This window comes from Lysobacter soli (assembly GCF_009755585.1).
Classification (GTDB): Bacteria; Pseudomonadota; Gammaproteobacteria; order Xanthomonadales; family Xanthomonadaceae; genus Lysobacter_J; species Lysobacter_J soli.
Genome location: NZ_CP046603.1, coordinates 3,184,976 through 3,208,310 on the forward strand (window position 1 = coordinate 3,184,976; position 23,335 = coordinate 3,208,310).

Annotated in this window: 25 protein-coding genes; 17 read left to right on the forward strand and 8 right to left on the reverse strand. The window is 68.9% G+C overall.

From position 1 onward, the window contains the following. The first annotated feature begins 117 nt into the window (after window positions 1-117). From GOY17_RS14545 to GOY17_RS14560, 4 genes are all read left to right on the forward strand, one after another. A complete protein-coding gene (locus GOY17_RS14545) occupies window positions 118-1,935 on the forward strand; it encodes an assimilatory sulfite reductase (NADPH) flavoprotein subunit (protein ID WP_157030938.1) in 1,818 nt (605 codons plus the stop codon). Beyond that, a complete protein-coding gene (gene cysI / locus GOY17_RS14550; protein ID WP_157030939.1) occupies window positions 1,935-3,677 on the forward strand; it encodes an assimilatory sulfite reductase (NADPH) hemoprotein subunit in 1,743 nt (580 codons plus the stop codon). Before GOY17_RS14545 ends, cysI begins: the two co-directional genes overlap by 1 nt. Next, a complete protein-coding gene (locus GOY17_RS14555; protein ID WP_157030940.1) occupies window positions 3,674-4,408 on the forward strand; it encodes a phosphoadenylyl-sulfate reductase in 735 nt (244 codons plus the stop codon). The genes cysI and GOY17_RS14555 overlap by 4 nt, the downstream gene beginning before the upstream one ends. 74 nt (window positions 4,409-4,482) lie before the next feature. Beyond that, complete coding sequence (locus GOY17_RS14560; RefSeq protein WP_157030941.1) at window positions 4,483-4,845, forward strand: hypothetical protein; 363 nt, start codon at window positions 4,483-4,485, stop codon at window positions 4,843-4,845. Window positions 4,846-4,886: 41 nt separating this feature from the next. Here the strand turns inward: GOY17_RS14560 and GOY17_RS14565 are convergent, their stop codons facing one another. Together GOY17_RS14565 and GOY17_RS14570 are read right to left on the reverse strand one after the other, a co-directional pair. Continuing rightward, window positions 4,887-5,267 carry a tautomerase family protein gene (locus GOY17_RS14565; protein ID WP_157030942.1) on the reverse strand — a complete coding sequence of 127 codons (381 nt, stop codon included), beginning with the start codon at window positions 5,265-5,267 and terminating at the stop codon, window positions 4,887-4,889. 48 nt (window positions 5,268-5,315) lie between these two features. Beyond that, window positions 5,316-6,299, reverse strand: a complete 984-nt coding sequence (locus GOY17_RS14570; protein ID WP_157030943.1) for a LysR family transcriptional regulator — start codon at window positions 6,297-6,299, stop codon at window positions 5,316-5,318. A 321-nt stretch (window positions 6,300-6,620) separates the two neighbouring features. On the opposite strand from GOY17_RS14570, the gene cysG reads away from it, so the two are divergent. The 4 genes from cysG (at window position 6,621) to murU (ending at window position 10,995) form a co-directional block, all read left to right on the forward strand. Further along, the gene (gene cysG, locus GOY17_RS14575) at window positions 6,621-8,063 is read left to right on the forward strand and encodes a siroheme synthase CysG (protein WP_232338440.1); all 1,443 of its coding nucleotides are present in this window, start codon (window positions 6,621-6,623) and stop codon (window positions 8,061-8,063) included. 41 nt (window positions 8,064-8,104) lie between these two features. After that, window positions 8,105-9,082, forward strand: coding sequence for a cysteine synthase A (gene cysK, locus GOY17_RS14580; RefSeq protein WP_115842535.1), 978 nt, complete (start codon window positions 8,105-8,107; stop codon window positions 9,080-9,082). Window positions 9,083-9,233: 151 nt separating this feature from the next. Then, entirely contained in the window at window positions 9,234-10,274 is a 1,041-nt protein-coding gene (locus GOY17_RS14585; protein WP_157030945.1) for an aminoglycoside phosphotransferase family protein, read from the forward strand. A gap of 19 nt (window positions 10,275-10,293) precedes the next feature. Next, window positions 10,294-10,995, forward strand: coding sequence for an N-acetylmuramate alpha-1-phosphate uridylyltransferase MurU (gene murU, locus GOY17_RS14590; RefSeq protein ID WP_157030946.1), 702 nt, complete (start codon window positions 10,294-10,296; stop codon window positions 10,993-10,995). Between the two features lie 235 nt (window positions 10,996-11,230). Here murU and hda read toward each other — a convergent pair whose 3' ends face one another. Genes hda through GOY17_RS14605 form a run of 3 tightly spaced genes read right to left on the reverse strand, consistent with a single transcriptional unit; the run spans window position 11,231 to window position 14,272 of the window. Further along, complete coding sequence (gene hda, locus GOY17_RS14595) at window positions 11,231-11,947, reverse strand: DnaA regulatory inactivator Hda (RefSeq protein WP_157030947.1); 717 nt, start codon at window positions 11,945-11,947, stop codon at window positions 11,231-11,233. A gap of 22 nt (window positions 11,948-11,969) precedes the next feature. Then, window positions 11,970-13,133: an AI-2E family transporter gene (locus tag GOY17_RS14600; protein WP_115842538.1), complete on the reverse strand. Its 1,164-nt coding sequence runs from the start codon at window positions 13,131-13,133 to the stop codon at window positions 11,970-11,972. Window positions 13,134-13,156: 23 nt separating this feature from the next. Next, on the reverse strand, window positions 13,157-14,272 hold the full coding sequence (locus tag GOY17_RS14605) for a DUF2066 domain-containing protein (RefSeq protein ID WP_232338441.1): 1,116 nt from the start codon (window positions 14,270-14,272) through the stop codon (window positions 13,157-13,159). Window positions 14,273-14,392: 120 nt separating this feature from the next. On the opposite strand from GOY17_RS14605, the gene purM reads away from it, so the two are divergent. Genes purM through GOY17_RS14625 form a run of 4 tightly spaced genes read left to right on the forward strand, consistent with a single transcriptional unit; the run spans window position 14,393 to window position 17,645 of the window. Continuing rightward, on the forward strand, window positions 14,393-15,451 hold the full coding sequence (gene purM, locus GOY17_RS14610) for a phosphoribosylformylglycinamidine cyclo-ligase (protein WP_157030949.1): 1,059 nt from the start codon (window positions 14,393-14,395) through the stop codon (window positions 15,449-15,451). An 8-nt stretch (window positions 15,452-15,459) separates the two neighbouring features. Continuing rightward, a complete protein-coding gene (gene purN, locus GOY17_RS14615) occupies window positions 15,460-16,152 on the forward strand; it encodes a phosphoribosylglycinamide formyltransferase (protein ID WP_157030950.1) in 693 nt (230 codons plus the stop codon). 21 nt (window positions 16,153-16,173) lie between these two features. Beyond that, window positions 16,174-16,944, forward strand: a complete 771-nt coding sequence (locus GOY17_RS14620; protein ID WP_232338442.1) for a DUF3108 domain-containing protein — start codon at window positions 16,174-16,176, stop codon at window positions 16,942-16,944. Further along, window positions 16,944-17,645, forward strand: a complete 702-nt coding sequence (locus GOY17_RS14625) for a DUF3108 domain-containing protein (RefSeq protein ID WP_157030951.1) — start codon at window positions 16,944-16,946, stop codon at window positions 17,643-17,645. Before GOY17_RS14620 ends, GOY17_RS14625 begins: the two co-directional genes overlap by 1 nt. Before the next feature lie 92 nt (window positions 17,646-17,737). Here the strand turns inward: GOY17_RS14625 and GOY17_RS14630 are convergent, their stop codons facing one another. The 3 genes from GOY17_RS14630 to GOY17_RS14640 form a co-directional block, all read right to left on the reverse strand. Continuing rightward, window positions 17,738-18,010 carry an EF-hand domain-containing protein gene (locus GOY17_RS14630; RefSeq protein ID WP_115842609.1) on the reverse strand — a complete coding sequence of 91 codons (273 nt, stop codon included), beginning with the start codon at window positions 18,008-18,010 and terminating at the stop codon, window positions 17,738-17,740. Window positions 18,011-18,070: 60 nt separating this feature from the next. Next, a complete protein-coding gene (gene murA, locus GOY17_RS14635) occupies window positions 18,071-19,348 on the reverse strand; it encodes a UDP-N-acetylglucosamine 1-carboxyvinyltransferase (protein ID WP_157030952.1) in 1,278 nt (425 codons plus the stop codon). Between the two features lie 91 nt (window positions 19,349-19,439). Continuing rightward, entirely contained in the window at window positions 19,440-19,676 is a 237-nt protein-coding gene (locus GOY17_RS14640) for a BolA family protein (RefSeq protein WP_115842544.1), read from the reverse strand. 201 nt (window positions 19,677-19,877) lie between these two features. On the opposite strand from GOY17_RS14640, the gene GOY17_RS14645 reads away from it, so the two are divergent. From GOY17_RS14645 to lptB, 5 genes are read left to right on the forward strand one after another with little or no spacing between them, the layout of a single operon-like run. Continuing rightward, window positions 19,878-20,909: a KpsF/GutQ family sugar-phosphate isomerase gene (locus tag GOY17_RS14645; protein ID WP_157030953.1), complete on the forward strand. Its 1,032-nt coding sequence runs from the start codon at window positions 19,878-19,880 to the stop codon at window positions 20,907-20,909. Between the two features lie 6 nt (window positions 20,910-20,915). Next, window positions 20,916-21,497, forward strand: coding sequence for a KdsC family phosphatase (locus tag GOY17_RS14650; RefSeq protein WP_157030954.1), 582 nt, complete (start codon window positions 20,916-20,918; stop codon window positions 21,495-21,497). 11 nt (window positions 21,498-21,508) lie between these two features. Then, entirely contained in the window at window positions 21,509-22,078 is a 570-nt protein-coding gene (lptC, locus tag GOY17_RS14655; protein WP_198173700.1) for an LPS export ABC transporter periplasmic protein LptC, read from the forward strand. A 25-nt stretch (window positions 22,079-22,103) separates the two neighbouring features. Beyond that, the gene (lptA, locus tag GOY17_RS14660) at window positions 22,104-22,562 is read left to right on the forward strand and encodes a lipopolysaccharide transport periplasmic protein LptA (RefSeq protein WP_198173701.1); all 459 of its coding nucleotides are present in this window, start codon (window positions 22,104-22,106) and stop codon (window positions 22,560-22,562) included. Continuing rightward, on the forward strand, window positions 22,562-23,281 hold the full coding sequence (lptB, locus tag GOY17_RS14665) for an LPS export ABC transporter ATP-binding protein (RefSeq protein ID WP_115842548.1): 720 nt from the start codon (window positions 22,562-22,564) through the stop codon (window positions 23,279-23,281). The genes lptA and lptB overlap by 1 nt, the downstream gene beginning before the upstream one ends. The last annotated feature ends 54 nt before the right edge of the window (window positions 23,282-23,335 follow it).

Sequence of the window (23,335 nt, forward strand, 5' to 3'; positions counted from 1 at the left end):
GGAACGGCGGTGCTTCCTGCCGGAAATAAGCCACCGGCATGAGCGCATAACCCCTCATCCTTTCTGGTGGCCCGCGCCGGGGCCTAGCCTGCAACGGTCCCCTTTTTCCCGTTGCCCATGTCGGCCACCCTGCCAAACGTTTCCGCCGCGCTTGCCGCTCCCCTCACCGAGGACCGGCTCGCGGCATTGGCGCGCGTGACCGACGGACTCGACAGCAACGGCCTGTGGTGGCTCTCCGGCTACGCAGCGGGCCTCGCATCGCGCGGCACCGCCGGCGTGCAAACGGTTACAGCGCCCATCGCCGAGGCCACGCCCGCGGGCCGCCTGACGATCGTCTACGGCAGCCAGACCGGCAACGCGAAGCGACTGGCCGAACAACTCGCGCGCCAGAGCGAGGCCGCCGGCCTGCCCGTTCGCCTCCTTCGCGCCGACGCCTACCCCACGCGCGAGCTCAAGGACGAACGCACGCTGTACCTGGTCATCAGCACGCAGGGCGACGGCGATCCGCCGGACGACGCCCGTGCGCTGGTCGACTTCATCGCCGGCAAGCGCGCGCCCGAACTGAAGCAGCTGCGCTACGCCGTGTTGGGCCTGGGCGATTCGAGCTATCCGCAGTTCTGCGCGATCGGCGAGCGGCTGGACGCGCGGCTGGCGGAACTGGGCGCCACGCGCCTGCTGCCGCGCGCCGATGCCGACCTCGACCTGGAAACCATCGCCGAGCCGTGGGTCGCGCAGGCGCTGGCGAAGGCGAAGGAGGCGCTGAAGCCGGCTGCGCCGCTCGCGACCGTCACGCCGCTGCGTCCGTTGCAGGGAACGCCGCTGCACGGCCGCGACGCGCCCTTCGCGGCCGAAGTGCTCGCGAACCAGCGCATCACCGCGCGCGGCAGCGTGAAGGACGTCCGGCACGTCGAACTGTCGCTGGAAGGCTCCGGTCTGCATTACGAGCCCGGCGACGCGCTCGGCCTGTGGCCGGTGAATCCGCCGGCGCTGGTCGAGGCGATCCTGCGCACGGGCGAACTCGACGGCGATGCGGTCGTCGAGCACGGCGGCATGCGGCTGCCGCTGCGGCAGTGGCTCGGCGAGAAGCGCGAGCTCACGAAGCTGGCGCGCCCGTTCGTCGCCAGTCACGCCGCGCAATCGCGCAGCGAGGAACTCAACGGCCTGCTCGCGCCCGACCGGCAGCCTGCGCTGGCAAAGCTGCTGAATGATGCGCAGGTGCTGGACCTGCTGCGCCGCTATCCGGGGTCGTGGAGCCCGGACGAACTCGTCGCCGCGCTGCGTCCGCTCACCCCGCGCCTGTATTCCATCGCCTCCAGCCAGAAACACGTCGGCGACGAAGTGCACCTCACCGTCGCGCACGTCGAATACGACGATGGCGACGGCCTGCGCTGGGGCGCGGCGTCGAATCACTTTGCGCGCAGCGAGGAAGGCGCGCGGCTGCCGGTGTTCATCGAACACAACGAGCGTTTCCGCCTCCCGGCCGATGCGTCCCGCGACGTGATCATGATCGGCCCCGGCACCGGCGTCGCGCCGTTCCGTGCATTCGTGCAGGAACGCGCCGCGGTCGGCGGGACGGGGCGCAACTGGCTGTTCTTCGGCAACCCGCATTTCCGCAGCGATTTCCTCTACCAGGTCGAATGGCAGCAGGCGCTGAAGGACGGATCGCTGCATCGCTTCGACCTCGCGTTCTCGCGCGACCAGGCGCACAAGGTCTACGTGCAGGACCGCCTCGTCGAACGCGGCCGTGACCTCTTCGACTGGCTCGAAGGCGGCGCGCACATCTATGTCTGCGGCGACGCCACGCGCATGGCGAAGGACGTGCACGCGGCGCTGCTGTCGGTGATCGCCGAACACGGCGGCAAGTCGGCCGAAGACGCCGACGACTACCTCAACACCCTGCAGCAGCAGGGACGCTACGCGCGGGACGTGTATTGATGAGCAGCCATTCCGTCGAGGACATCAAGCAGCAGAGCGGGCGCCTTCGCGGCACGCTGCTGGAGTCGCTCGCCAATCCGGTCACCGGTGCGCTGAACGACGACGACCAGACGCTGATCAAGTACCACGGCAGCTACCAGCAGGACGATCGGGACATCCGCGAGGAACGTCGCCTGGCCAAGCTCGAACCGGCGTACGCCTTCATGATCCGCACGCGCACGCCCGGCGGCGTGGTGACGCCGGCACAGTGGCTCAAGCTCGACCACATCGCGACGACCTACGCCGAGCGCGGCTTGCGCATCACCACGCGGCAGGCGTTCCAGTACCACGGCGTGATCAAGACCGAGCTCAAGTCGACGATGCAGGCGATCAACGCCGCGTTGATCGACACGCTGGCGGCCTGCGGAGACGTGAACCGCAACGTGGCCGTCGCGGCGAATCCGCTTCAATCGCAGGCGCACGCGCAGGTCTTCGCGCACGCCGCCGCGCTGTCGGAGCACCTGCTGCCGAACACGCGCGCGTACTACGAGATCTGGCTCGACGAGGAGCGCGTCGCCGGCAGCGGCAGCGAGGACGAACCCGTCTACGGCCCGACCTACCTGCCGCGCAAGTTCAAGATCGGCTTCGCGGTCCCGCCATACAACGACGTGGACGTGTTCGCGCAGGACCTGGGCTTCATCGCGATCATCGACGCGACTGGCGAACTGCTCGGCTACAACGTCAGCGTCGGCGGCGGCATGGGCGCCACACATGGCGATCCGGAGACGTATCCACGGCTGGGCGACGTGATCGGCTTCGTCACGCCGGAACAGCTCACGCAGGTCGCCGTTGCGGTCGTCACCGCGCAGCGCGACTTCGGCAACCGCGTGCTGCGCAAGCGTGCGCGATTGAAGTACACCATCGACGATCGCGGCCTCGACTGGTTCAAGGGCGAAGTCGAACGGCGCGCGGGTTTTGCCCTCTCCGACGCGCGACCGTTCGATTTCGTCCATAACGGCGACCGCTTCGGCTGGGTCGAGGGAAGCGACGGCCGCGCCCACCTGACGCTGCGCATCGTCGCCGGGCGCATCTGGGATCGCGACGGCCTCTCGCACCTGACCGGCCTGCGCGAGATCGCGCGCGTGCTCGATGCCGAGGCGAGCGATGCGCAGTTCCGCCTCACGCCGAACCAGAACCTCGTCATCGCCGGCATTCCGTCCGTGTTGCGCGCACGCGTCGATGCGCTGGTGGCGCAATACGGCCTGGACACGCACGTCTCGGCGACGCCGCTGGTGAAGAACGCGCTGGCCTGCGTCGCACTGCCGACCTGCGGCCTGGCGATGGCCGAGGCCGAGCGCTACCTGCCCGAATTCACCGACGCGGTGCAGGTCCTGCTCGACGCGCACGGCCTGCGCGAGGCACCCATCCACCTGCGCATCAGCGGCTGCCCCAACGGCTGTTCGCGTCCGTATCTGGGCGAGATCGCGCTCGTGGGCAAGGCGCCGGGCCGCTACAACCTGATGCTCGGGGCCGACCACCGCGGCCAGCGCCTGAACACGATGTATCGCGAGAACGTGGCGCAGCCGCAGATCCTCGAAGCCCTCGATCCGCTCTTCGCGCGCTACGCCGGCGAGCGTCGCGACGAAGAAGGCTTCGGCGATTTCCTGGTGCGCGCCGGCATCGTCGCTCCGCCGCGATCCTCCATCGAACTCCACCTGCAGCACGCCGTCACCGAACACGCCGTCACCGAGAACGCCGCATGAGCCCGCCCGATCCCATCACCGCCGCCGAATCGCCCCGCGCACTGGCCGAACTCAATGCGTGGCTGGGCGGACTGAGCGCGTCCGAGCGCATCGCCTGGGCGCTGGAACACACCGCTGGCGAACACGCGCTGTCGTCGAGCTTCGGCGCGCAGGCGGCGGTGTCGTTGCACCTGGCGACGCAGCAGCGCGCGGACCTGCCGGTAATCCTCATCGACACCGGCTACCTGTTCCCCGAAACCTACCGCTTCATCGACCAGCTCACCGAACGACTGCACCTCAACCTCAAGGTGTATCGCCCGCAGATCGGCATCGCGTGGATGGAAGCGCGCCTGGGCAAGCTGTGGGAAAGCGGCCTGGATGGCATCGAACGCTACAACCGCATGCGCAAGGTCGAGCCGATGCAGCGCGCGCTCGACGACCTGGGCGTGCGCACGTGGATCGCCGGCCTTCGCCGCAGCCAGTCGCGCAGCCGCGCGGCGATCGATTTCCTGCAGTTGCGCGATGGCCGCTGGAAGCTGCACCCCATCGCCGACTGGACCGACCGCGACGTGTGGCAGTACCTGCAGCAGCACGACCTGCCCTACCACCCGTTGTGGCACCAGGGCTACGTGTCGATCGGCGACGTGCACACCACGCGCCCGCTGCAGCCCGGCATGAACGAGGAAGACACGCGCTTCTTCGGACTGAAGCGCGAGTGCGGCCTGCATTTCGACGAGCCGAACGCCGCCTGACCGCATCGCCGCCACCCGGCTTCGGGCAGGCACTCCGACCGGTTTCCGACGCGCCCGCACCCACCATCGCGTGGATGCGATACGCCGCGTTCGACTTCCTGCGCTCCGTGATCACGACCGCGCTGCTGGCGTGGTCGGTCTTCACGATCATGCGCTGGCAGCGGCCGCTCATCGCGCGCGGCCTGGGATGGTCGTGGGTGGCGTTGGCGGGGATCCTTTCCGCTGTGCAGTGGGCCGTGAATGTCGCCTTGGGCAACGCGATCTGCTGCCCGATCCTGGTCGCGCTGCTGGTGCTGATCTCGATGGTGGGCCTGGCGCCGGACGACTCGGTGCTGACGTCCGCCGCGACCGCGCAATCGCTGTGGTTCCGGCGCGCCCTCGCGTCGGCGGTGCTCGGCACGCTCGGCGGCATGGCCATGTGGATGGCGCTGCTGTAACCGGGCGATCCACCGCGCCGCGGCGGATCCGATGCGGACGCTCAGGTATGAATCAGGCGCCCGCCACCGAAGGACCAGTTCTCCCACGTGGTTTCCTTGAAGGCCACCATCACGTGTTCGGGATCGAGCCCCGCCTGCGCGAGGCGATCCATCAGTTCGGCCAGCAGCTTCTTCTTCACCTTCACGCTGCGCCCGACCGACCACAGGATCTCGATCAGCACGAAGTCGTCCGTGCGTGGCGATGCGAGATCGGGATAGCCGGGATCGAAACGGAAGTCGTCGGCGTCCAGTTCGAACACGCGCTGGAACAGATCCGCCTGCGGCACGCCGCTGGAGACCAGGCTCGCGTGCACGGCATCGAGCACCTTCGTCTTGAACACGACGGGCTTGGGCTTGCGTACGGTGAGGGTGACCAGCGGCATGGCGGCTCTCCGGTTTCGATGACGGTCGCGATGTTCGACGGGTGGCCGTCAGGTGGTGATCGGCTGGCTCAGCTCGCGCCACGACGGCGCCTTCGGCCACTGCGGCTCCAGGTTGCCTTCCAGCACGCGGCGCAGGTCGCGGCGGTCCAGCTGCGGCGCGATGCCGTGCAGCAGTGCCAGCGCATATTCGCGCAGCACGCGGGCGCGCGGGATCACCGCCCAGGTCACGCATTCGGGCAATGCGTCCGGTGCGGGCAAGGCGACCAGGTCCTCGTCGCGCGCGCCCACCGCCATTTCCGCCAGTACGCCGACGCCGAGGCCAGCTCGCACGTAGGTCTTGATGAGGTCGGCATCGCGCGCGGTCATCGCCAGCTGCGGTTCGAGACCGGCGTCGACGAAGGTGCGGCGCAGGGACGACTCGGCGCGCGTGGACGACTCGTAGCTCACCAGCGGATGCGCGGCGAGTTCGGCCAGCGTCGGCGCGCGCTTGAGTCTGGACAGCGGATGCGTGCGCGGTACCAGCACGAGGCGGCGCCAGCGATACAACGGCACGGCGACGCCGCCCTCGGGCTCGCCGCCCGCGGTGCTGATGACCGCGAGGTCCGCTTCGCCGCGCGCGAGCAGTTCCAGCACTTCGTCGCCCGCGACCGCCTGCAGGTGCATGCTCACCTGCGGGAATTCGCGCTTCACCGCGGCAATGGCCTCCGGCAGCACGAAGCGCGCCTGCGTGTGCGTCGTCGCCAGGACCAGCTGGCCGCTGTGCTGGCCGCGTTCGTTGGCGGCGTAGGCGCGGATGTTGCCGGCTTCCTCGAGGATGCGGCGCGCGTGCATCAGCACGCGTTCGCCGGCCGGCGCGACCGCTTCCAGGCTGCGGCCCTTCCGCGTGAACAACTGGAAGCCCAGCTCGTCCTCCAGCTGCTTGAGCTGCTTGGACAAACCGGGCTGCGTCGCGTGCACGCGCTCGGCGGCCAGCGTGATGTTGAGGCCGGAATCGGCGATGGCGACGAGGTAGCGGAGCTGGGTAAGGGTCATGTCGGAGCGAAGGGCAAGGGCGGCAGGTCGGGCCCGGACGTGCGGGCGGCGGTCGGTTTCGACGTGCACCGACAACACGTGGTCCGAACGGCGGCCGCGTTCATATATCGCTCGATACGAATAAAGGGATGAACGAAAACTACCCTGCGCGGGGGGCCGTGTCCAGCGCAGGGCCGCGCGGTGCGGCCGCGCCCTCGCCGGGCCCGGCCGGGTCATTCCGAAACGGCATGACCGCAGGCGGCGGCGTCATTTCCGCACGTCGGGGTGCATGCGTAGCGTCACGGAATCCCTCCGTTTCGCTTCGGTGCCATGAGCAGTCCGGTGGCCTCAGATCCCCAGGCTTCGCGCCCCCTTTTCCCCGTGTTCGCCGACCTGCATGGCCGCACCGTGCTGGTCGTTGGCGGCGGAACGGTGGCGCTGCGCAAGGCCACGGCGTTGCGCGAGGCCGGAGCGCGGGTGCAAGTGGGCGCGCCGGCGCTGAACGCGGAACTGGCGGCGCTGGCCGAGCGTGGCGACATCGAACATCTGCCTGGCGCGTTCGCGCCGCACTGGCTCGATGGCGCGTGGCTGGCGATTGCCGCCACTGACGACGACGTCGTGAACCGCGCCGTGGCCGAGGCCGGCGAGGCGCGGCGTCTCTGGGTGAACGTGGTCGACGACGCGCAGGCGTCTACCGTGCAGATTCCCGCGCGCGTCGACCGCGGTCCGTTGCAGGTGGCGATCTCCAGCGGCGGTGCCGCGCCGATGCTGGCGCGCCACTTGCGCGAGACGCTGGAGAGCCAGCTCGACGCATCGCTGGGCGAGCTGGCGAACCTGCTTGGCCGCGAACGCACGCGAATCCGCGCGCGCTTCCCGCAGCTCGGCGCCCGACGCCGTTTCTTCGACCGCCTGCTGCGCAGCAAGGTGCCGGCGCTGCTGCGCAAGCGGCAGCATCTGGCGGCCGAACGCGAATTCGCGGCGCAATTGCACGCCGAAGTCCCGTCTTCGCGCGGCAGCGTCGCGCTCGTCGGTGCGGGCCCGGGCGATCCGGGCCTGCTCACGCTGCGTGCGCTGCGCGTGCTCAACGAAGCGGACGTGATCCTGCACGATCGCCTCGTCAGCGATGAAATCCTGCAGGTCGTGCGCCGCGACGCACAGCGCATCGAAGTCGGCAAGCAGGCCGGCAACCACCACGCGACGCAGGCGCAGATCCACGCGCTGATGCTCGAACACGCCGGCGCCGGCAAGCGCGTCGTGCGCCTGAAGGGCGGCGATCCGTTCGTGTTCGGCCGTGGCGGCGAGGAGCTCGAAGTGCTGCGCGATGCGGGCATCGACTTCGAGGTCGTGCCCGGCATCACCGCCGCGCTCGCATGCGCCGCGTATGCCGGCGTGCCACTCACGCATCGCGACCATGCGCAGTCGGCGCGGCTGGTCACGGCGCACTGCAAGGACTCCGACGACACGCTCGACTGGCAGGCGCTCGCGCAGGAACGCCAGACGCTCGCCGTCTACATGGGCGTCGCCGGCCTGGACCGCTTCAGTGCGCGCCTGATCGAACACGGACGCGCCGCGTCGACGCCGTTCGCCATCATCGAGAACGGCTCGCGTGCGAACCAGCGCGTGGTCGTCGGCACGCTGTCGGAACTGGCGCAGCGCGCGCGCGAACACGACGTGCAATCGCCTGCGCTGCTGATCGTCGGCGAAGTCGCCGCGCTCGCGGACACGCTGCACTGGTTCGGCGCGCCGCCGCTGCGTGGCGCGCCGGCCATCGCCGCGGCCGCCTGATTCCTGCAACACCATCCCCTACATCGAAACGAGGCAACGCCATGGCCCTTTACGACAGCATCCTCGACACCATCGGCAGCACGCCCATCGTCAAGCTGCATCGCATCGCGCCGAAGCACGTGACGCTGTACGCGAAGGTCGAATCGTTCAATCCCGGCGGCTCGGTGAAGGATCGTCTCGCGCTCGCCATCGTGCTCGACGCCGAGCGCAAGGGGCTGCTGAAGCCGGGCCAGACCATCGTCGAGGCGACCTCGGGCAACACGGGCATCGCGCTCGCACTCGTCGCGGCGGCGCGAGGCTATCCGTTCGTCGCGGTGATGACGGAGACCTTCTCCGTCGAACGCCGCAAACTGATGCGCGCATACGGCGCGAAGGTGATCCTGACGCCCGCCGCCGAGCGCGGCACCGGCATGGTGCGCCGCGCGAAGGAACTGGCCGAGAAGCACGGCTGGTTCCTGGCGCGCCAGTTCGAGAACGAAGCCAATCCAGCCTACCACCGCAGCACGACCGGCCCGGAAATCCTGCGCGATTTCGCCGGCAAGCGGCTGGACTACTTCGTCAGCGGCTGGGGCACGGGCGGCACGATCACCGGCGCCGGCGAAGTGCTGAAGCTCGCGCGTCCCGACCTGAAGGTCATCGCCAGCGAGCCCGCCGGCGCCGCGCTGCTGTCGGGCAAGGAATGGCAACCGCACAAGATCCAGGGCTGGACGCCGGACTTCCTCCCCGCGGTGCTCAGCCGCACCGTCGCCGACGAAGTGCTGCCGGTCGATGAAGTGCTCGCGCGCGATACCGCGCGGCGCCTTGCCGCGGAGGAAGGCCTGTTCGTCGGCATCTCGGCGGGCGCGACCGTGGCCGCGGCGCTGAAGGTCGCCGAAAGCGCGCCGGAGGGCTCGGTGCTGCTGGCCGTGCTGCCCGACACCGGCGAGCGCTACCTGTCGACGTTCCTGTTCGAGGGCGTGTCCGAAGGCTCGGACGACGAGTGGCTGGAATCGCTGGAGCGCGACGCAGTCGCCGCGTGACGGCCCGCAATGCGAAGGTCGCGTGAGCGCCGCGCAAGCCGGCGCCACGCGACGCGGGCCGTGATCGCGGTGCATTCCACCGTGCACGGCCGGCGGGCTAACCTGTGCGTGGCGGCGATTGTGGTCGCCAGCGATCCCGCACGGAGCCTGCATGACCGTCGTACCCGGTTCGAATCCGCTTCCCACGCCCGACGCCACCGAGCGTGAAACCGCGCGCCTGGCCTGGGCGCGTGCCGCCACCGACGTCCCCGACCTCGAACTGGTGCGCGCGTCCGTCGATGCGGGCCATCGCAGTTACTGGCGCGTGCAGACCTCCGGCGGCAGTCGCATCGTCATGGATTCCCCGCCGCAGCTCGAAGACGTGCGTCCGTGGCTGCGCATGCGCGCGCTGCTGGAAAGCGGCGGCGTGCGCGTGCCGCAGGTGCTGGTGGAAGACGTCGCCAACGGCTTCCTGCTGCTGGAGGACCTCGGCGGACCGACGCTCGCGCAGACCATCGACGAGAGCAACGCCGACGCGCACTTCGACGCGGCGATCGAACAACTGCTGCGCCTGCAGGCGATCCAGCCGCCGCTGGGCACGGGCGAATTCGGTGAAGCGCTACTGCAGCGCGACGCGGGCCTGTTCGAGGACTGGTTCCTGCGGCGACACCTCGGGCTCGAACTGACCTGCGACGACCTGGACCGCCTCGAACTCGGCCAGCGTCGCCTGATGGACAACGCGCTGCATCAGACGCGCGTGCTGACGCATCGGGACTTCATGCCACGAAACCTGATGCCGGTCGAAGGCGGCCCGGCGGTGCTGGATTTCCAGGATTGCGTATGGGGTCCGGTCGCCTACGATCCGGTGAGCCTGTTCAAGGATGCGTTCCTGAGCTGGCCGCTGGAGCGCGTGGACGAATGGCTGGCGCGCTATCACGAACGTGCGGTGCGCGCGCGGATTCCCGTGCCGCCATTGCCGGTGTTCCAGCGCGATGCCGACTGGCTCGGCGTGCAGCGGCATCTGAAGATCCTCGGCATCTTCGCGCGCCTGCATTACCGCGACGGCAAGAGCAGATACCTGCCCGACGCGCCGCGCTTCATCCGCTACCTCGACGAAGTGCTGCCGCGCTACCCCGAACTTACGCCGTTGCGCGAAGTGCTGGACGTGCGCATCCGCCCGGCGATGGAACGCGTCGCCCTGCCCTCGCCGTAACCCGCGCCCGGAGTTCCGCTTGAAAGCCCTGATCTTCGCCGCCGGTCTCGGCGAGCGCATGCGACCGCTGACCGACCACACGCCCAAGCCGCTGCTGCGCGCCGGCGGCAAGCGGCTCATCGAATGGCACCTGGAAAAACTCGCCGCACTCGACGTCCGCGACATCGTGATCAACACCAGCTGGCTGGCGTCGCAGTTCCCTGAGCAACTCGGCGAGGGCGAACGGTGGGGCGTGTCGATCCGCTATTCGTACGAGGGCGACCGCCCGCTGGAAACCGGCGGCGGCATGCTGCATGCGCTGCCGTTGCTCGGAGCCGAGCCGTTCGTGCTGGTCAACGGCGACGTGTGGAGCGATTACGACTTCGCGCGTCTGCCGCGCGAGCCGGCGGGCCTCGCGCACCTGGTGATGGTCGATCGGCCGGCGCAGGCGACGCAGGGCGATTTCGCGCTCGATGCCGACGGGTTCGTGCGTGCCGATGGCGACGATCGGCTCACCTATTCCGGCATCGGCGTGTATCGCCCGCAACTGCTGGACGACTGGCGTTCGCGCAGCAGCGATGCGGGCGTGGACGAAACGCCGGCGCGGTTCCGCCTCGCGCCGATCCTGCGCGCGCACATGGCGCAGGGCCGCATCACCGGCGAACACCATCACGGGCGTTGGACGGACGTTGGGACGCCGGAGCGGTTGGCGCGGTTGGAGCGGGAGCTGGCGGGCGCTTAAGTCCGCGCTATCGCCAGAGGGGCGTGGGTTTTAGCCCCTCTCCCTGCGGGAGAGGGGTTGGGGTGAGGGGTAACGAAGCCTCATGGGCGAACCATCGACGCCGCACCGCGCTGCGCTGTTGCGCTGCGCGATCCACACGTCGCGAAGATCAGATAGGTTCCAGCTTTCGCTGGAATGACGAGAGGGTGCTGACGGATCGCGGGCCTGGGTCCCGGCTTTTGCCAGCATGACGAATTTACGACCCCGACTCCCCACTCCCCAGCGTCTGCCGAAGGAACGGCACCGTCACCCGGCGCTGCGCCGCGAGCGACGCGCGGTCGAGTCGATCCAGCAGCGCAGTGAGTCCGCCCAGATCGCGGCCCACGCGTCGAAGCAGCCAGTCGAGCGCCGTGTCTTCGAGCACGAGCCCGCGTCGCTGGGCACGCTGGCGCAGCACGTCGCGACGGCCGTCTTCGTCCAGTGGCGCGAGCGTGATGCGCGTGCACTGTCCCAGTCGCGAACGCAGGTCCGGCAGGGTCAGCCCGATCGCGTCGGGAATGTCGCGCGCGGCATAGACCAGCGCGCGGCCCGCGGCGCGCGCGCGGTTGTGGGCGTCGAACAACGCGACTTCGTCCTCGCGATGGCCGGCGATGGCGTCCAGGCCATCGAGCGCGATCACGTCGTTGCCTTCGAGGTATTCCAGCGCATCGCGCAGACGCCCGGCCGCCGCGGCGAGCGGCAGGAACGCGGCGCGACGGCCTGCGGCTTCGGTCGCCGCGCACGTCGCCAGCAGCAGATGCGTCTTGCCGACGCCGGCGGGGCCGGCGACATAGGTGCTGTCTCGACGCGCATCGGCCTGGCCGTCGGCCAGCGCGCGCAGTTGTTCGATCGCGCCGGCGGGCGCGTGCACGAAGGTGTCCAGTCGCTGGTCGGGCGGATAGCGCAAGGCCAGCGGCAACTGCGGAACGCTCACTGCGGGATTACTCGCTCTTCGATCACTCGGGCTTGCGGTCGACCGGCGGCGGCAGGTGCGGATCGGCGAGCGGATCGGGCACGGCGTCCTCGGGCAAGGCATGCGTGCCGACGTAGAGACGGCTGTGGCGGTAGCGCTCCTGCGCGTATCGCAGCAGCACGTTGACCACCGCCGACACCGGGAGCGCCAGCAGCATGCCCAGGAAGCCGAACAGCTGCCCGCCCGCGAGCACGGCGAAGATCACCGCCACCGGGTGCAGGCCGATGCGATCGCCCACGAGCTTGGGCGTCAGCACGTAGCTCTCGATCACCTGGCCGATGCCGAACACCACCAGCACGCCGGCGACGTGCTGCCAGTCGCCGTACTGCACGAGCGCGGCGATCACGCCGAGAAGAATGCCGCTGGCCGGGCCGAGGTACGGCACGAACGTCAACAGTCCGGCGATCAGGCCGATGAGGATGCCGAGGTCGAGTCCGACCGCCCACAAGCCCAGCCCGTACATCACGCCCAGCACCAGCATCACCAGGAACTGGCCGCGCAGGAAGGCGCTGAGCACCTCGCTGGATTCGTGCGCCAGGCGGCTCACGACGTCCAGGTGGTCACGCGGGATCAGCGAGGCGACGCGTTCGACCAGCAAATCCCAGTCGCGCAGGAAGAAGAAGGTGATCACCGGCAGGAGCGCGACATTGGCGACGATGCCGATCACGGCGAAGCCCGAGCGCGAGAGATACCCCAGCACCGTCGCGGCGATGCCGCCGGCGCGGTCCCAGTTCTCGCGTACGAGCTGGCTGAGGTGGCCGAAATCGAGCCAATCGGTGAGTTCGATGCCCAGGCGCTGTTCGACCCACGGCAGCGCGGTCACCATGAACCAGTCGCGATAGTGCGGCCACGAGGCGATCAGCGTTTCGATCTGCCGTTCAAGCAAGGGCACCAGGATCAGCAGGCCCGCCAGCACGATCAGCGCCATCGCGGTGAACACCAGCGTCACCGCGACGTTGCGCGAGCGCCCGGCGCGTTCGAGCCGGTCGACCAGCGGATCGCCGAGCCACGCCAGGATCAGCGCGAACACGAACGGCGTCAGGATCGGTGCGAGCACCCAGACCAGCCAGCACACGGCCAGCGCGAGCGCCGTCCACTGCAGGCGACGCAGGAAGCGTGCGATGTCGTCCAGGGCTTGCGATTGCATGCGGTTCCTTGTCGGTGATGACGTCAGCGCAGGCGGTAGACCGGCGGCTGGCCTTCCAGGCCTTCCATGACATCGACCACGCCGTCGCGCGCAAGCAGGCGGTTGAAGCCCGGCATGCCGCTGACGAGGTCGAGTTCGTATTCCAGGCCCTGCGGCGTCGCGCGCACCGGCGCGAGGCGACGCACGACCGAGAGCTTCTGCAGATAGCCCGCCAGGCGGATGAAATCATCGCTGCTGTCGATGCCGGTGAAGGTGACGCGGTACACGCCCGGCTCGCCGGACGGCGCGCGCTTGGCGTAACGCTTCATCAGGGCATCGGCCGCGCCATCGGCTCCACCGGCCATCAGCTGGCGGGCGTCGGCGCCGGTCTGCGACCAGTTCGCCAGCACCTTGCCGGCGTCGACGAAGGTCCAGTCGGCCTTCCAGCCGGCGGTGGTATCGCGGTAGAGCTTGCCGATCAGCTGCATCGGCGGGCTGTAGCGCGCCGACGCGCGTGCCACGGCGGCGCTGTCGCCGCGCCAGATCGCGCCGACGGCCGCCTGTTCGGCGGCGTTGCCGGTCGGGAGGCCGAGCTTGTAGCCCCGTTCGACCGCGCGGTTCAGGGCCGGCCGGGCCGCATTCACCTGCGGCAGGCCGACCAGGCGCGGGCCGCTGCCGTCGTCGATGGCCAGCCAGAGCACCGGCTTGGGCCGCGGCTGCGGCCAGATCGCGATGCCCAGCGTGGCGGCGAGGTCGTTGACGGCCTCCTCGTCGTACTGGATCACCAGCAGGGTGTTGAAGCTCGGCGCGCCCGTCGGACCGACGCCCTCGTCCTGGCGGTAGTCGTACTGCTTCACGTAGATCTTCGCCTGGCGCAGCTCGTTGCCGACGCCGGGCTTGGACGACACGCTGCGGTCACCCGACAGCTTGCCCAGCACCTGCGCCAGGCCGCGCGCGAACGCGCCGTTGCGCTCGGTCTCGCCCTGCCCGTTGACCTTCACCTCGGTGGCGTAGATGCCCTCGGCGCGGGCGCGATCGCCCTCCACGCGCTGGGCCCAGGCGCCGGAACTCGCCACCATCAAGGCGGCGGCCATCATCAGGAAATGGAGCTTCCGGAGGAACGTCGTGCGCGGCATTTCCGCGCGGATTGCCCGAACCATCGCTGTACCTGGGTGCGTCATCAGCCGAAATGGTGCCGCAGGCAGGCCCGGCCCGTCCATTCAAGCTCGTCACGACTGTTAAAATCGCCGCTTCATCTCCCGCGACCGACGAGGCCGCCCGTGTCCAGTTCCCCCTCCGCCCCCACTCCGATCACCTACCGCGACGCCGGCGTCGACATCGACGCGGGCAACGAGGTGGTCGAACGCATCAAGCCGCTGGTCAAGCGCAGCTTCCGTCCGGAGGTGATGGGCGGGCTCGGCGGGTTCGGCGCGCTGTTCGACCTGTCGGGCAAGTACAAGGAGCCGGTGCTGGTCTCGGGCACCGACGGCGTGGGCACCAAGCTCAAGCTGGCGCAGCAGTTGAACCGCCACGACACCATCGGCATCGACCTGGTGGCGATGTGCGTCAACGACGTCCTCGTCCAGGGCGCCGAGCCGCTGTTCTTCCTCGACTATTTCGCCACCGGCAAGCTCGACGTGGACACCACGGTCGCCGTGGTGGGCGGCATCGCGAAGGGCTGCGAGATGTCCGGTTGCGCGCTCATCGGCGGCGAGACCGCCGAAATGCCCGACATGTACCCGCCGGGCGAATACGACCTCGCCGGCTTCTGCGTCGCCGCGGTGGAGAAGTCCAAGCTGCTCGACGGCGCCAAGGTGCGCGAGGGCGACGTGCTCATCGGAATCGCCTCCAGCGGCCCGCATTCGAACGGCTACTCGCTGGTGCGCAGGATCTACGATCGCGCCGGCCGCCCGGCCGACCTCGACGTTGGCGGCGTCAAGCTGATCGACGCGCTGATGGCACCGACGCAGCTGTACGTGAAGCCGGTGCTCGAACTGCTCGGCAAGCACGACCTGCACGCCATGGCGCACATCACCGGCGGCGGCCTGACCGAAAACATCATCCGCGTGATTCCGGATGGCCTCGGCCTCGACATCGAGGCGTCGGCGATCGTGCTGCCGCCGGTGTTCGAGTGGCTGCAGCGCGAAGGCGCCGTGCCGAACGAAGAGATGTGGCGCACCTTCAATTGCGGCGTCGGCTTCGTGCTGGTCGTCGCGCCCGGCGATGTCGCCGCGGTGAACGCCGACCTCGACCGCCTGGGCCTGCGTCATCGCCCGATCGGCCAGGTCGTGAAGGCCGCCGCGGGCGCGTCGCTCGAAAGCCGCGTCCACATCGGTTGAGCGCGCACTTGAGCGCGACGCCGACGCGTCCCGACCGCATCGCGGTGCTGGTGTCGGGGCGCGGCAGCAACCTGCAGGCGATCCTCGATGCGATCGACGCCGGCACGCTGCCGGCGCGCATCGTCGGCGTGTTTTCCGACAAGCCGTCCGCGGCGGCGCTCGAGCGCGTTGAACCGGCGCTGCGCTGGAGTGCGAGCCCGAAGGATTACGCCTCGCGAGAGGCCTTCGACGCCGCACTCGGCGATGCGATCAAGGCCACGCAGCCGGACTGGATCGTCTGCGCCGGCTACCTGCGCATCCTGTGCGATGCCTTCGTCGAACGCTTCCAGGGACGGCTGCTCAACATCCATCCGTCCCTGCTGCCGAAGTACCCCGGCCTGCGCACGCACGCGCGCGCCATCGCCGACGGCGAGGCCGAGCATGGCGCCAGCGTGCATTTCGTCATTCCCGAACTCGATGCCGGCACCGTCGTCGCGCAGGCGCGCGTGCCGGTGCGCCCCGGGGATGACGCCGATGCGCTGGCTGCGCGCGTGCTCGAAGTGGAGCACCCGCTGCTGCTCGCGGTGCTGCGGTTGGCGGTCGCGGGCCGGCTGGCTGAACGGGGAACCACCACGACCCTGGACGGTCATGCCCTGTTTACGCCGCTCCTCCTAGATTCCGCCGGTGCCCTGCGTGCCCCCGGCGCCGAAGGCCCCGTCTGACGGGCCTTCCGGGGAATCGGCATGACACGGCACCTTCCCACGTACTGGCTGTCGATGAAGCACCTCTCCCGCGTCCTCACCACCGCCCCGCTGCTCTGCCTCGTGCTGGCGTCGTTTTCCGCGCCGGCGTCGGCGCTGGAGCCGTTCGTGGCGAATTACCAGATCTTCAACGAAGGCAAGCCGCTGGGCGAAGCGACCATGCAGGTCGTGCCCGACGCGAATCCCGCGCACTGGCGCATCGATCTCGACATGCGCGGCACGAAGGGCCTGATGGGCCTGGCCAACGTCAATGCGCAGCAGAGCACGGTGTTCGATGTCGTCGGCAACGACGTCTATCGGCCGCTGAGCCAGAGCACGGTGCGCAAGGCGATCTTCGTCGGCCGCAAGATGACGGGCACCTACGACTGGAATGCGCGCACCGCGCGCTGGACGGGCGATGTGAAGAAGAAGCGCCAAGTGCCGGTGCCGCTGAAGGACGGCGACATGAGCGGGCTGCTGATCAACCTCGCGATCGTCCGCGACGCGCAGCCCGGCAAGGCGCTGCAGTACCGCTTCGTCGACAACGGTCGCGCGCGCGACCACAACTTCACCGTCGCGCAGGATCTGGAACCGGTCACCGTCGACGGCATGGGATTCAACGCGATGCGCGTGAGCCGCGTTCAGGGCTCGAACAACGACGAAACGGTAGTGTGGGTCGTGGAAGGCGTCCCCACCCCCGTGCGGATCCTGCAGCGCGAAAACGGCACGGATACTTACGACCTGCGCCTGGTCGACTACAAAGGAGCTCCCTGATGGCCCCCACGAAGGCTCGCTTCACCACCCGCCTGCTGCGCCCGTTGGTTGCAGCGGCGATCCTGGCTGCGGTCAGCGCGCCGGCGCTGGCGATCCAGCCCTTTACCGCCGATTACCAGGCCAGCTACATGGGCATGCAGGGTGCCGGCAAGATGACGCTCGTCGCCGACGGCACCAATCGCTGGAAGTACAGCCTCTCGGTGACCAGCCCGCTGGCGAACCTGCGCCAGACGACCGTCTTTGAAGATACCGGCGGCCAGTGGCGCCCGGTGTCCGGCAACGACAGCTCGCAGGTGCTCACCAAGAAGCAGAACAAGAACGCCACCTACGACTGGTCCAAGGGCGTGGCGACGTGGACGGGCGACGTGAAACCCGAACGCGCCGGCCCGATCAAGCTGCAGGCCGGCGACATGGACGCGCTGCTGATCAACCTGGCGATCGTGCGCGACGTGCAGGCCGGCAAGACCACGCATTACCGGATGGTCGAGGATGGCCGCGTCAAGGACCTCACCTACACCGTCGCCGGCAAGGAAGCGATCACCGTCGGCGGCCAGTCGAAGCAGGCGACCAAGGTCGTCAGCAAGCAGGGCGACAAGGAAACCATCGCGTGGGTGGTCGACGGCATGCCGGTGCCGGCGCGCATCCTCCAGCGCGACAAGGGCCAGGACGCGATCGACCTGCGGGTACAGAACGTCCGCTGATCCGCGACATCACCGACAAGCAAAAGGCCCCGCATCGCGGGGCCTTTTCGTTTCAACCGACAGGCGCGCCGTTCGAAGCGCCGGGCTGCGGCTTACTTCGACGCCGGCTGCACCACCGTCTTGCAGTCGACGCGCAGCGACTGCTCGCTTCCACGGAACGCGAACGTGCGGCACTCGCGCGCCCCTTCGGTCGTCGTGGTGACGGTGACGGCGTAGAACGACTGCAGCATCTCGCGCATGGTGACGTTGCCGTCGTTGTTCCAGTCCATGTCCTTGCGTTCGATGCCGCGCGTGGCGGCCGCACCGGTGAAGTGCAGCCAGCCGACGACGATGAGCAGCGTGACGAAGAATCCCAGCGTCGCCATGCGGCGCGCGGTAAAGGGAGCCGACTTCCTTCGCGAGAGATCGATCAGCGCCATCGTGGATCAGCCCGCGATGCGGCGAATGTTCGCGCCGAGGCCCGAGAGCTTTTCCTCGATGTTTTCGTAGCCGCGATCGAGGTGGTAGATGCGGTCGATGGTGGTCGCGCCTTCGGCGACCAGGCCCGCGAGCACCAGCGACGCCGATGCGCGGAGGTCGGTCGCCATCACCGGCGCACCGCTGAGGCGCTGCACGCCACGCACGATCGCCGTGTGGCCTTCCACGCGGATGTCGGCACCCAGGCGCTGCAGTTCCGACACGTGCATGAAACGGTTTTCGAAGATGGTCTCGTTGATCACGCCCACGCCTTCGGCGATGCAGTTGAGCGCCATGAACTGCGCCTGCATGTCCGTCGGGAACGCCGGATGCGGCGCGGTGGTAAGGTCGACCGACTTCGGACGACGGCCGCCCATGTCGAGCGTGATGCGATCGCCATCGACGGTGATGTCGGCGCCGGCCTGCTTGAGCTTGTCGATCACCGCGTCGAGAGTGTCCGGGCGCGCGTTGCGCACGGTCACGCGGCCGCCGGTCATCGCCGCGGCGACGAGGAAGGTGCCGGTCTCGATGCGATCGGGCAGCACGTGGTGGCTGCCGCCGTGCAGGCGTTCGACGCCGTGCACGACGATGCGGCCGCTGCCGGCGTGCTCGATGTTCGCGCCCAGCGCGTTGAGGCAGTCGGCCAGGTCGACGATCTCCGGCTCCATAGCGGCGTTTTCCAGCACGCTGGTACCTTCGGCTAGCGCGGCGGCCATCAGCACGTTCTCGGTGCCGGTGACGGTGACCATGTCGAACACGAAGCGCGCGCCTTTCAGGCGACCGTCGCGACGGGCCTTGATGTAGCCGTTCTCGACAGTGATGTCGGCCCCCAGCGCCTGCAGGCCCTTGATGTGCTGGTCGACGGGACGCGAGCCGATCGCGCAGCCGCCCGGCAGCGAGACTTCCGCCGCGCCGTACTTGGCCAGCAGCGGACCGAGCACGAGCACTGAGGCACGCATCGTCTTGACCAGCTCATACGGCGCGACGTGGCTGTGGACGGTGGTGGGGTCGATCACCATGCCGCGGCCGCGGCCGAGCGTCCCCTCATCCACCGTGATGCCGGCGCCGAGTTCGCCCAGCAGCTTGGCCGTGGTCACCACGTCGTGCAGGTTCGGCACGTTGGTGATCGATACCGGGCCATCGGCGAGCAGCGTTGCGCACAGGATCGGCAGCACGGCGTTCTTCGCGCCGGAGATCTGCACATCGCCGTTGAGCGCGGCGCCGCCTTCTACAACGATCTTTTGCATGGGGACGTGGTTCGTGATTGGTGATTCGTGATGGGGTCGCGCGCTGCGTGGATTCAAGAGGGCCGACGAATCGTCGGCCACCAATCGCCGACTACGCCTGTCCTGCTTCTTCCGGCGTCAGCGTCTTGAGCGCGAGCGCGTGGATTTCGCCGCCCATGCGGTCGCCGAGCGTGGCGTACACCAGACGATGGCGGGCCAGCGGCAGCTTGCCGCGGAAGGCTTCGGCCACGACGGTGGCTTCGAAATGCACGCCGTCGTCGCCCTGCACGTCGGCGCGCGCGCCGGGCAGGCCCTGTTCGATCAGCTGGCGGATGGTGTCGGGGTTCAAGGGACGGCCTTTGGAGTCTGGGCTTCGGGGGAATGGGCTTGGAAGCGTGCGGTTTTCGCGCGTCCTGCGCGCCGCGCATGCCGGCGGTGGCCATCGGCCTGGCGCTGTCGGGGCGCCCGTGACGGGCACTTGCCGGCGCAACCGCCTAGAATGGAGGGATTAGCCTAGCGGAAAGACCCCCGGTCCGAAATGGCGCGCCCCATGGTCAGCATTCCCGTCCCCTCGCGTTCCTCGCCCCTCCACGCGTCGACCTACGCCGACGACCCGGCCACGCTCGCCGCGAGCGGACGCCGCGTCTTCGAGATCGAAGCGCAGGCGCTGGCCGAAGTCGCCGCGCGCATCGATGGCGACTTCAGCGCCGCCTGCCGCCTGATCCTCGCCTCGCAGGGGCGGGTGGTCTGCACCGGGATGGGCAAGTCGGGACACATCGCCCGGAAGATCGCCGCGACCCTGGCGTCCACCGGCACCCCGGCGTTCTACGTGCATCCGGGCGAAGCCGGGCATGGCGACCTGGGCATGATCACCGACGTCGACGTCGTCCTGGCGCTGTCCTACTCGGGCGAAAGCGACGAAGTGCTGATGCTGCTGCCGGTGCTCAAGCGCCAGGGCAACAAGCTCATCGCGATGACGGGCCGGCCGAATTCCTCGCTCGCGCGCGAAGCCGATGTGCATCTGGACGTGAGCGTCCACGCCGAAGCATGCCCGCTCGCGCTGGCGCCGACCTCCAGCACCACCGCTTCGCTCGCGATGGGCGATGCGCTCGCGGTCGCGCTGCTCGACGCGCGCGGTTTCACCGCCGACGATTTCGCGCGTTCGCACCCGGCCGGTTCGCTCGGGCGCCGCCTGCTGCTGCACATCGCCGACATCATGCATTCGGGCGAAAGCGTTCCGCGCGTGGGCGCCGACGCCAGCGTCAGCGAAGCGCTGGTCGAGATGAGCCGCAAGCGCCTGGGCATGACCGCGGTGGTCGATGAGAACGATCGCCTGCTCGGCCTCTACACCGACGGCGACCTTCGCCGCACGCTCGACGACGATCGGCTCGACCTGCGCAACACGCGCATCGTCGAGGTCATGACGCGTTCGCCCAAGACCATCGGCAGCGACGCGATGGCGGTGGAAGCGGCGCAACTGATGGAAGCGCACAAGATCAGCGGCCTGCTGGTCGTGGACGCTGAAGGACGCGTGGTCGGCGCCCTCAACATTCATGACCTGTTGCGCGCCAGGGTGGTCTAAGAACCCATGCCCTACAGCCACCTCAACGACTACCCCGCCGACATCCGCGAACGCGCCACACGCGTGCGGCTCGCGTGCTTCGACGTCGACGGCACGTTGACCGACGGGCGGTTGTACTTCGATGGCGAGGGCAGCGAGCTGAAGGCCTTCCACGTGCACGACGGCCAGGGCCTGACGTTGCTGGGCAAGGTCGGCATCGCCGTGGCCTTCATCACCGCGCGCGGCGGTCCCATCGCGAAACGCCGCGGCGCCGACCTGGGCATCGACGAGGTACACGTGGGCGTAAAGGACAAGCTGGCGTGCGTGCAGGACATCGCCGCGCGACTGGGCATCGGCATGGAACAGGTGTCATTCATGGGCGACGACCTTGCCGACCTGCGCGTGATGCTGCAGACCGGCTTCGCGGTCGCGCCGGCCGATGCGCACCGCTGGGTCGCCGAACGCGTGCACTGGCGCACGACCGCGCGCGCCGGCCATGGCGCCGTTCGCGAATTCTGCGACCTGCTGCTCGCCGCGCAGGGCCACGCCGAACGCCTGCTCGCCGACCTGCTGCGCGTGGAAGGCGTGCGCGTGGAAGGCAACGCATGAAGTGGAGCGCGATGAACTGGCGCGCAATCGGCACGCTCGCGCTGTTGTGCGGCGCCCTGCTCAGCGGCTGGATGATGTGGCAGCAACGCGACCGCGGCACCGCGACGGGCCCCGTAGGCAAACGTCCGGACTACGTGCTGCACGACTTCCAGGCCACGGTGCTCGATGAGGGCGGACGCGAGTCCTTCACCGTCGTGGCGCCGAAGCTGGAGCGCGATCCGGACGTGCGGACGATGCAGATCGCCACGCCCGAATTCCAGATCCCGCCGCGTGAAGGCAGCCAGGCCTCGGCGTGGACGATCAACTCCCAGAACGGCTGGGTCAGCGAGAAGGCGGACGAGGTGCGTCTGCTCGGTGGCGTGCGCGCCCAGAGCGCGAATGCGGACGGCAAGCCGATCAAGATCGTTACCGAGGAACTGAACGTCTTCCCCGATGCGCGCCGCGCCACCACGGCTTCGCAGGTAACCCTCACGCAGCCCGGCCTTATACTGAACGGCCGCGGCCTGGATGCCGACCTCGATGCAAAGCGCATCACCCTCAAGAACGACGTCAAGGCCCGATATGAACGTGCTGCCCCTTAGCGCTGTGCTGCTGGCACTGGCTCTCATGCCGGCGACGCTGTTCGCGCGCACGTCCGATCGCAACAAGCCCATGGACATCGACGCCGGCAAGAGCGACTACTCGATGGACGACAGCCGTCCGACGGTGCTCAGCGGCGGCGTGATCATCACGCAGGGCACGCTGGAGATCCGCGCCGACCAGGCCGTGATCACCTCGGCCAACGGCGATCCGGTGCGCGTGGTGCTGACCGGCTCGCCGGTCACGCTCAAGCAGGAACTCGACGACGGCAAGCAGATGGACGCCGTCGCCAAGAAGGTCGATTACGACCTCAAGACCGAGATCGTCGTCTTCACCGGCAGCGTGAACATCCGCCAGCCGTCGGGCTCGATCGCCGGCGAGCGTGTGGTCTACAACATGAGGACCGGCCAGGTGCAGGGCGGCGGCCAGGGCACGAACGATCGCGTGAAGATCCGCATCATTCCGAAGAACCAGGGGGGCGGCTGATGCTGGTCGCCCAAGGCCTGCGGAAGGCCTACCGTTCGCGCGAAGTGGTGAAGGACTTCGGCCTCACGCTCGATGCCGGCGAAGTGGTCGGCCTGCTCGGCCCCAACGGCGCCGGCAAGACCACGTGCTTCTACATGATCGTCGGCCTGGTTCCCGCCGATGCCGGGCAGATCGTGCTCGACGGCAAGGACATCACGTCCGAGCCCATGTACGCGCGCGCCAAGTACGGCGTCGGCTACCTGCCGCAGGAGCCGTCTGTGTTCCGCAAGCTGTCGGTGGCCGACAACATCCGCCTGGTGCTCGAGCTTCGCGAGGACCTGGACCGCAACGGTCGTGACCGCGAACTCGACAGCCTGCTCGACGAACTCCAGGTCGGCCATGTCGCCGACCAGATCGGCGCGAGTCTCTCCGGCGGCGAGCGCCGTCGTGTCGAAATCGCACGCGCATTGGCTGCGCGGCCGCGCCTGATGCTGCTCGACGAACCCTTCGCGGGCGTGGACCCGATTTCGGTCGGCGAGATCCAGCGGATCGTGAGCCATCTCAAGAATCGCGGAATCGGGGTCCTGATCACGGACCACAACGTCCGCGAAACCTTGGGCATTTGCGATCGTGCGTATATCCTCAACGAAGGCGGCGTTCTGGCGCAGGGTGCACCGGATGCGTTGCTTGCGAACCCCGATGTGCGTCGCGTCTACCTGGGCGAAACCTTCCGGCTGTAAGGATGTAGTCGAAGGGTGCGGTTTCACCGCACACCCATAGCCACGCGGCCGTCG

Excerpts from the sequence above, each read along its gene's own strand:
- lptA (WP_198173701.1), top strand. The coding sequence starts at position 22,104 with ATGCCGGCGACGCTGTTCGCGCGCACGTCCGATCGCAACAAGCCCATG.
- GOY17_RS14555 (WP_157030940.1), top strand. The coding sequence starts at position 3,674 with ATGAGCCCGCCCGATCCCATCACCGCCGCCGAATCGCCCCGCGCACTG.
- GOY17_RS14560 (WP_157030941.1), top strand. The coding sequence starts at position 4,483 with ATGCGATACGCCGCGTTCGACTTCCTGCGCTCCGTGATCACGACCGCG.
- murA (WP_157030952.1), bottom strand. The coding sequence starts at position 19,348 with ATGCAAAAGATCGTTGTAGAAGGCGGCGCCGCGCTCAACGGCGATGTG.
- GOY17_RS14645 (WP_157030953.1), top strand. The coding sequence starts at position 19,878 with ATGGTCAGCATTCCCGTCCCCTCGCGTTCCTCGCCCCTCCACGCGTCG.
- GOY17_RS14570 (WP_157030943.1), bottom strand. The coding sequence starts at position 6,299 with ATGACCCTTACCCAGCTCCGCTACCTCGTCGCCATCGCCGATTCCGGC.
- GOY17_RS14600 (WP_115842538.1), bottom strand. The coding sequence starts at position 13,133 with ATGCAATCGCAAGCCCTGGACGACATCGCACGCTTCCTGCGTCGCCTG.
- cysI (WP_157030939.1), top strand. The coding sequence starts at position 1,935 with ATGAGCAGCCATTCCGTCGAGGACATCAAGCAGCAGAGCGGGCGCCTT.
- GOY17_RS14605 (WP_232338441.1), bottom strand. The coding sequence starts at position 14,272 with ATGGTTCGGGCAATCCGCGCGGAAATGCCGCGCACGACGTTCCTCCGG.
- GOY17_RS14620 (WP_232338442.1), top strand. The coding sequence starts at position 16,174 with ATGACACGGCACCTTCCCACGTACTGGCTGTCGATGAAGCACCTCTCC.
- GOY17_RS14630 (WP_115842609.1), bottom strand. The coding sequence starts at position 18,010 with ATGGCGACGCTGGGATTCTTCGTCACGCTGCTCATCGTCGTCGGCTGG.
- cysK (WP_115842535.1), top strand. The coding sequence starts at position 8,105 with ATGGCCCTTTACGACAGCATCCTCGACACCATCGGCAGCACGCCCATC.
- GOY17_RS14585 (WP_157030945.1), top strand. The coding sequence starts at position 9,234 with ATGACCGTCGTACCCGGTTCGAATCCGCTTCCCACGCCCGACGCCACC.
- GOY17_RS14650 (WP_157030954.1), top strand. The coding sequence starts at position 20,916 with ATGCCCTACAGCCACCTCAACGACTACCCCGCCGACATCCGCGAACGC.
- GOY17_RS14545 (WP_157030938.1), top strand. The coding sequence starts at position 118 with ATGTCGGCCACCCTGCCAAACGTTTCCGCCGCGCTTGCCGCTCCCCTC.
- GOY17_RS14625 (WP_157030951.1), top strand. The coding sequence starts at position 16,944 with ATGGCCCCCACGAAGGCTCGCTTCACCACCCGCCTGCTGCGCCCGTTG.
- GOY17_RS14565 (WP_157030942.1), bottom strand. The coding sequence starts at position 5,267 with ATGCCGCTGGTCACCCTCACCGTACGCAAGCCCAAGCCCGTCGTGTTC.
- lptC (WP_198173700.1), top strand. The coding sequence starts at position 21,509 with ATGAACTGGCGCGCAATCGGCACGCTCGCGCTGTTGTGCGGCGCCCTG.
- lptB (WP_115842548.1), top strand. The coding sequence starts at position 22,562 with ATGCTGGTCGCCCAAGGCCTGCGGAAGGCCTACCGTTCGCGCGAAGTG.